The following is a 6,006-nucleotide window of genomic DNA, read 5'->3' as shown; positions in this document are numbered from 1 at the left end:
CGCGGCGGGATCAAAAACCATAGACCAGAGTGAAGCGCGTCAGCGTGTCGGTGCTGACGGCGTTAGGGGGAGGATCGCTGTCGTAATCGAGCGAATAGGAAAAGCGTGTCGTGATCCGGTCGCTGACTTTCGCATCGAGCCCGGTCACCAGCGACAGCGTGGTGCTGGGCCCGCCGATCAGGGCCACGGCCTGCCCGCCCGCCTCGGCGACGGCGTTCGCGTCCTGAGTGAGCTTCAGGCCTTCGGCGAAGGTCCAGTCGAAGTCGAAACCGAGCAGCGCGGCGAGGCTGCTTTCCTGGTCTCCGCTGACGAATTCGGTGTGGCGGAAGGCCGGGCCGCCCTTGACCGACACTTGCAGGCTGTCGTTTTCGACCACCTTATATCCCAATCCACCCGAAACGGCATATCGCGCGTCGAAGCCTTGGAAGCGATTGCTCTCGAACTGGCCGAGACCGTAGGCGAACAGGCGCTCACCGATCTGGTAGCGCGGTTCGTACGAAGCGAAATACTGCTCGCGGCTCGTGATCCCGCGCGAGCGCTGGTAATCGGCGCGCGCGCGTAGCTTGTGAGTCCAGTCGATCCCCTCGCGCTCCAGCGTGAGCCCGCCGGTAAGGCCGACATTTTCACTGTTTCCGGTCGATCGGAACGCACCCAATTCGCCTCTGCCGGACCAGTTCTGGAACAGACCGGCTTCGCGCAATTCGCGCTCCTCGACGATCGCGAGTTGCGCTTTGCGCTCCCTGAGCGTCTCGGCGAAATCCTTTTCGAGCGCGGCGATCTCTGCGGCGCTGTCGGGATTGGTCTTGCGCGCGGTCGCCGTCACGGCGTTGAAAACCGCCGGATCGTTCGTTTCGGCTGCGGCTTTCAGCATGGCGCGCACCGGTTCGGGCAGGGGTTCGGCCTGCGAGACCGGCGGCGTATCGTCCTGCGCGAATACCGGCGCGGCGACACACAGGAGGAGCGGGGAAAGATGGCGAAGGCGTAGCGTCATAGCCCCTGCCCCATAAATCTTCAGGCGCGCAATCGCCACCCCGTCTTGAAGATGAATGCGATCACCGCCACGCACAGGGCGAGGAAGCCGAGCGTGATTCCGAAGCTGATCCCGATGTCCACATCGCTGCTGCCGTAGAACGTCCAGCGCAGCCCGCTGACCAGATAGACGATCGGGTTGAACAGCGCGATCGTGTCCCAGGGCTTGGGCAGCATGTCGATCGAATAGAAGGTTCCGCCAAGGAAGGTGAGCGGGGTGAGGAACAGCATGGGAATGATGCCCAGCTTCTCGAAATTGTCCGCCCAGATGCCGAGGATGAAGCCGAACAGGCTGAAGGCGGCGGCCACCAGCATGATGTAGATCACGGCGAGGAATGGGTGCGCGATCGAATAATCGACGAACAGGCGCGCGGTGAGAAGAATGATCGCGGCCAGGATCAGGCTCTTGGTCATCGCCGCGCCGACGAAGCCGATCAGCGTCTCCGCCACGCCGACGGGCGCGGACAGCAATTCATAGATCGTGCCGGTGAAGCGCGGCATGTAGATCCCGAAGCTGGAATTGCTGGTCGTCTCGCCCAGCAAAGTCAGCATCAGCAGGCCGGGAATGATGAAGGCGCCATATTCCACGCCGCCGAGGTCGGGCATCCGCCCGCCGATCGCCGCGCCGAAGACGATGAAATAAAGCGCGGTGGTCAGCACCGGCGCAAGCACGGACTGGAACGCGGTGCGCAGGAAACGCATCAATTCGCGCGTGTAGATCGACCAGGTCGAGCGCCAACCGGTCATGCGTCCTCTCCCAGCAGAGAGACGAAAATGTCCTCCAGACTGCTCTCGCGCACATCGATGCCGGTGTAGTCGATCCCGGCCCCGATCAGCGCCTTGGTGATCGCCGCCACCTCGCCCTTGCCCTTGCCCGTACCGTCGCCACCGCGATAGCATAGCGAGGTTCCGCCCGCCTCCAGTTCGACGGGATAGGCCGCCAGCGCGGGCGGCAGTTCGGTAAGCGGCTGGGCGAGCGTGATATGCGCCTCGGTCCGGCCAAGACGCGCCATCATTGCGTCCTTATCGTCCACCATGATGATCTTGCCCTTGCGGATGATGCCGACCCGGTCGGCCATCTCCTCGGCCTCTTCGATGTAATGCGTCGTCAGGATGATGGTGACGCCGCGCGCGCGCATCGTCTCGATGATGGCCCACATGCCCTTGCGCAGTTCCACGTCCACCCCGGCGGTCGGCTCGTCGAGGAAGAGCAGGTCGGGCTCATGCGCCAGCGCCTTGGCGATGAGAACGCGGCGCTTCATCCCTCCCGAAAGGGCCATGATCCGTTCCCCGCGCTTGTCCCACAGGGACAGCGAACGCAGGATTTCCTCGATCCGGGCGGGATCGGGGGCGAGGCCGAACAGGCCGCGCGAATGGGCGACGGCGCGCTCGACCGGTTCGAACATGTCGGTCGCCAGTTCCTGCGGCACCAGGCCGATGCGTGCCCGCGCCTTGCGCCAGTCGCGCGCCAGATCGTAGCCGAATGCTGAAATCCTGCCCGAACTGGGCCGAACCAGACCGCAGACCGCGCCGATCAGCGTGGTCTTGCCCGCCCCGTTCGGCCCCAGAAGAGCGAAAATCTCGCCCGGGCGAATGGTCAGATCGATATCGTCGAGGGCTTTCAGGCTGCCGGGATAGACTTTGGACAGACCGGCGATTTCGAGAATGGGTTCGAGCACAGCCCTCGATTAGGGCAGCAGGAGTGAGGAGTCACCATAGGAATAGAAGCGGTAATCGCTCTCGATCGCATGGCCGTAAGCGGCCTGCATCCGCTCGCGCCCCATCAAGGCGCTGACGAGCATGAACAGCGTCGATTTCGGCAGGTGGAAATTGGTCATCAGTCCATCTACGGCCCGGAACTGGTAGCCCGGCGTGATGAAGATGTCCGTATCGCCTTCCCATCCGGTGATGGTGCCTTCGGGCGTGGCGGCGCTTTCGAGCAGGCGCAGGCTTGTGGTCCCGACCGCGATCAACCGCCCGCCTGATGCCCGCGCGGCGTTGAGGCGTTCGGCGACGTCCGGCTCGATCCGGCCCCATTCGGAGTGCATCCGGTGGTCGGCGGTATCCTCGGCCTTGACCGGCAGGAAGGTGCCCGCCCCCACATGCAGCGTCAGGATTTCGCGCCCGATCCCCGCCTCGTCGAGCGCGGAAACAAGTTCGGGCGTGAAATGCAGCGATGCGGTGGGTGCCGCCACCGCCCCGTCACGCGCGGCGAACATGGTCTGGTAATCCTCGCGGTCGGCCTCGTCCGTGGCGCGCTTGCCCGCGATGTAGGGCGGAAGCGGCATGGTGCCTGCGCGTTCCAGCAGCAATTCGACCGGTTCTGTACCCGGAAAGGCCAGCGTCCAGCTGCCGTCTTCGTGCCGGCTTTCCGCCACGGCCGTTACGCCGCCGCCGAAGGTGAGGATATTGCCTTCCTTCACGCGCTTGGCGTTGCGGATGAAAGCCTGCCAGCGCCGCAGGTCGATCCGCTTGTGCAGCGTCACGCCGATCTTCGCTTCGCCCCTGCGGCCTTCGAGCTGAGCCGGAATCACGCGCGTGTCGTTGAAGACGAGCACATCGCCCTTGCGCAGCAGCGCTGGCAGATCGCGTACGCCGCGATCCTCGAAGGGGCCATCGGGGCGCACCACCAGCATCCGCGCCGCATCGCGCGGCCTTACCGGGCGCAGCGCTATCCGCTCGGGCGGCAGCTCGAAATCGAAAAGGTCGACCTTCATCGAAAGCGGGACCGGCCCGGCCGGATCACTCCTCCAGCGGCGCGTTGAGATCGGCTGCGGTCATGTCCTCACCGGCCTGCGGGCCAGTCTGCGGACCGGGCGCACGCATCGCCTGCATGGAAACCGGCGGGCGGTTGTCGCTCGCGATCGAAGCCTGCATGATCCGCGTCGGATTCTGCGGCGGCTCGCCGCGCTGGATCGCGTCCACGGCCGCCATGTTGGAAATCACGCGGCCGAAATTGGTGTAGCGCTTGTCGAGCGCGAAACGCGGATAGAAGACGATGAAGAACTGGCTGTTCGCGCTGTCTTCGCTTGCCGCGCGGGCCATCGCGACCGTGCCGCGGATATGCGGCATCGGGTTGAACTCTTCCTCCAGATCCGGAAGCTGCGAGCCGCCCTGGCCGGTGCCGGTCGGATCGCCGGTCTGCGCCATGAAGCCGTCAATCACGCGGTGGAAGATCACGCCGTTGTAGAACCCTTCGCGAGCGAGGGTTTTCACCCGCTCGACATGGTTGGGCGCCCAGCTCGGCATCAGGCGGATCGCGACACGCTCACCATTCGACAGGTCGAGCAGCAGGATGTTCTCGCGGTCGTTCTCGATATTGTAGTCGATCTGTTCGTAGACCGGCTGCGCCGCGGGCGTTTCGGCCGCATCCTGGGCCTGCGCGGCGACAGGGCTCAGCGTCAAAGCGCCGAGAGCGCACAGGGCGGTGGTGACCTTCAGCATCGTATATCCATCGTGATTGTTTGGGGGTCGGAGGCGGCTGTAACGGGCGCGCGCTGTCGTTTCAATGAATAGGGTGGCAGCTGCGATGCGGCGTCAATAATCGCCGCGCTGTCCGATCGTCTCGACCCGCGCGACCACGTCCTCGCACACCGCCTGGCTGACGAAGGCTTCGATATCGCCGCCGAACAAAGCGATTTCCTTCACCAGTTTGGAAGCGATCGGTTGCAGGCAGACGTCCGCCATCAGGAACACCGTCTCGATATCGTCGTCGATCTGCTGATTCATGCCGGCCATCTGATATTCGTATTCGAAATCCGCGACCGCGCGCAGACCGCGCACGATCACGCTGGCCCCCTGCGCCTTGGCGAATTTCATCAGCAGCGCGTTGAACCCGACGACTTCGACATTGCGAAGTCCCATGGCCTCGACCTCGCGCCGGACCATTGCGAGGCGTTCCTCGGTGTCGAACATCGGGTTTTTCGACGGGTTGGTGGTGACACCGATGATGAGGTGATCGACCAGCTTGGCACCGCGCCGGATGATATCGGCATGCCCCAGCGTGATCGGGTCGAAAGTGCCCGGATAGATACCGATGCGCTTGCTCATGTCTCGTCCCTTCCCGCTCAACGATCGCGTTCGACGACGAAGCGCGCCAGCGCCTCGAGCAGTCGCGCGTCGGATCCGTGCCCCGACAGATGGCCCACCGCCTGATCGACCAGCGCGCGGGCCTGTTCGCGGGCCTTTTCCGCGCCCATCAATGTCACGAAGGTCGCCTTGCCCTGCTCGCCGTCCTTGCGCAGCGCCTTGCCGGCCAGCGCCTCGTCCCCCTCCACGTCGAGCAGGTCGTCGGCGATCTGGAAGGCGAGGCCAATATCGCGGGCATAGGCGCGCAGATGGCCGCGCCCTTCGGGCGGAACGCGCCCCAGGATCGCGCCCATCTCGACACTCGCGCCAAGCAGGGCGCCGGTCTTCAATTGCTGCAGGCGCGTCACCTGGCGCAGGTCGTAATCCTGCTCTTCCGCCGCCATGTCCATCACCTGGCCGCCCGCCATGCCCTCGTGCCCGCTCGCCCGCGCGAGCACGGAAACGAGTTCGCTGCGCACGAAGGGATCGGAGCTGACATCGTTCTGCGTCAGGATATCGAAAGCGAGCGCGTGCAGCGCATCGCCCGCCAGCACCGCGGTCGCCTCGTCGAAGGCGCGGTGGACGGTCGGCTTGCCATGGCGCAATTCGTCATCGTCCATGCAGGGCAGATCGTCATGGATCAGGGAATAGGAATGGATCGCTTCGACCGCGCAGCCTGCGGCGATCGCGGCGGAACGGTCGACGCGATAGAGATCGGCGACCGCCACGACGAGCAGCGGGCGCACCCGCTTGCCGCCACCGATGGTGGCGTGGCGCATCGCTTCGACCAGGCGCGCGCGGCTGTCGTCTGGCACCGGCAGATACGCGTCGAAGGCGCTGTCGATATCCTGCTGCACCCGCGCCAGCGAGGATTTCAGCAGATCGTCGCCAGAAAGGGTATTCATCGCG

7 protein-coding genes are annotated in these 6,006 nt (G+C 64.8%); all 7 read right to left on the bottom strand.

Features of this window, described 5'->3' with window-relative positions:
- Window positions 1-10: 10 nt before the first annotated feature.
- Entirely contained in the window at window positions 11-991 is a 981-nt protein-coding gene (locus A3736_RS12510) for a YdiY family protein (RefSeq protein ID WP_067683453.1), read from the bottom strand.
- 20 nt (window positions 992-1,011) lie between these two features.
- Window positions 1,012-1,776, bottom strand: coding sequence for an ABC transporter permease (locus A3736_RS12505; protein WP_067683444.1), 765 nt, complete (start codon window positions 1,774-1,776; stop codon window positions 1,012-1,014).
- Window positions 1,773-2,708, bottom strand: a complete 936-nt coding sequence (locus A3736_RS12500; RefSeq protein ID WP_067683442.1) for an ABC transporter ATP-binding protein — start codon at window positions 2,706-2,708, stop codon at window positions 1,773-1,775. Before A3736_RS12500 ends, A3736_RS12505 begins: the two co-directional genes overlap by 4 nt.
- A 9-nt stretch (window positions 2,709-2,717) precedes the next feature.
- A complete protein-coding gene (gene queA / locus A3736_RS12495) occupies window positions 2,718-3,746 on the bottom strand; it encodes a tRNA preQ1(34) S-adenosylmethionine ribosyltransferase-isomerase QueA (protein ID WP_067683440.1) in 1,029 nt (342 codons plus the stop codon).
- A gap of 25 nt (window positions 3,747-3,771) precedes the next feature.
- Entirely contained in the window at window positions 3,772-4,473 is a 702-nt protein-coding gene (locus A3736_RS12490) for a peptidylprolyl isomerase (RefSeq protein ID WP_067683438.1), read from the bottom strand.
- Between the two features lie 93 nt (window positions 4,474-4,566).
- Window positions 4,567-5,079 (bottom strand): pantetheine-phosphate adenylyltransferase, encoded by a 513-nt coding sequence (gene coaD / locus A3736_RS12485; RefSeq protein ID WP_067683435.1) that lies wholly within the window; start codon window positions 5,077-5,079, stop codon window positions 4,567-4,569.
- 17 nt (window positions 5,080-5,096) lie between these two features.
- Window positions 5,097-6,002, bottom strand: coding sequence for a polyprenyl synthetase family protein (locus A3736_RS12480; RefSeq protein WP_067683451.1), 906 nt, complete (start codon window positions 6,000-6,002; stop codon window positions 5,097-5,099).
- Window positions 6,003-6,006: the final 4 nt, after the last annotated feature.

The sequence above is a fragment of the Erythrobacter sp. HI0063 genome (assembly GCF_001635685.1).
Classification (GTDB): Bacteria; Pseudomonadota; Alphaproteobacteria; order Sphingomonadales; family Sphingomonadaceae; genus Qipengyuania.
This window is presented reverse-complemented; position numbering and strand designations above follow the sequence as displayed.

Coding starts and splice junctions, on each gene's coding strand:
- A3736_RS12510 (WP_067683453.1), bottom strand. CDS start 991: ATGACGCTACGCCTTCGCCATCTTTCCCCGCTCCTCCTGTGTGTCGCC.
- A3736_RS12505 (WP_067683444.1), bottom strand. CDS start 1,776: ATGACCGGTTGGCGCTCGACCTGGTCGATCTACACGCGCGAATTGATG.
- queA (WP_067683440.1), bottom strand. CDS start 3,746: ATGAAGGTCGACCTTTTCGATTTCGAGCTGCCGCCCGAGCGGATAGCG.
- A3736_RS12490 (WP_067683438.1), bottom strand. CDS start 4,473: ATGCTGAAGGTCACCACCGCCCTGTGCGCTCTCGGCGCTTTGACGCTG.
- coaD (WP_067683435.1), bottom strand. CDS start 5,079: ATGAGCAAGCGCATCGGTATCTATCCGGGCACTTTCGACCCGATCACG.
- A3736_RS12480 (WP_067683451.1), bottom strand. CDS start 6,002: ATGAATACCCTTTCTGGCGACGATCTGCTGAAATCCTCGCTGGCGCGG.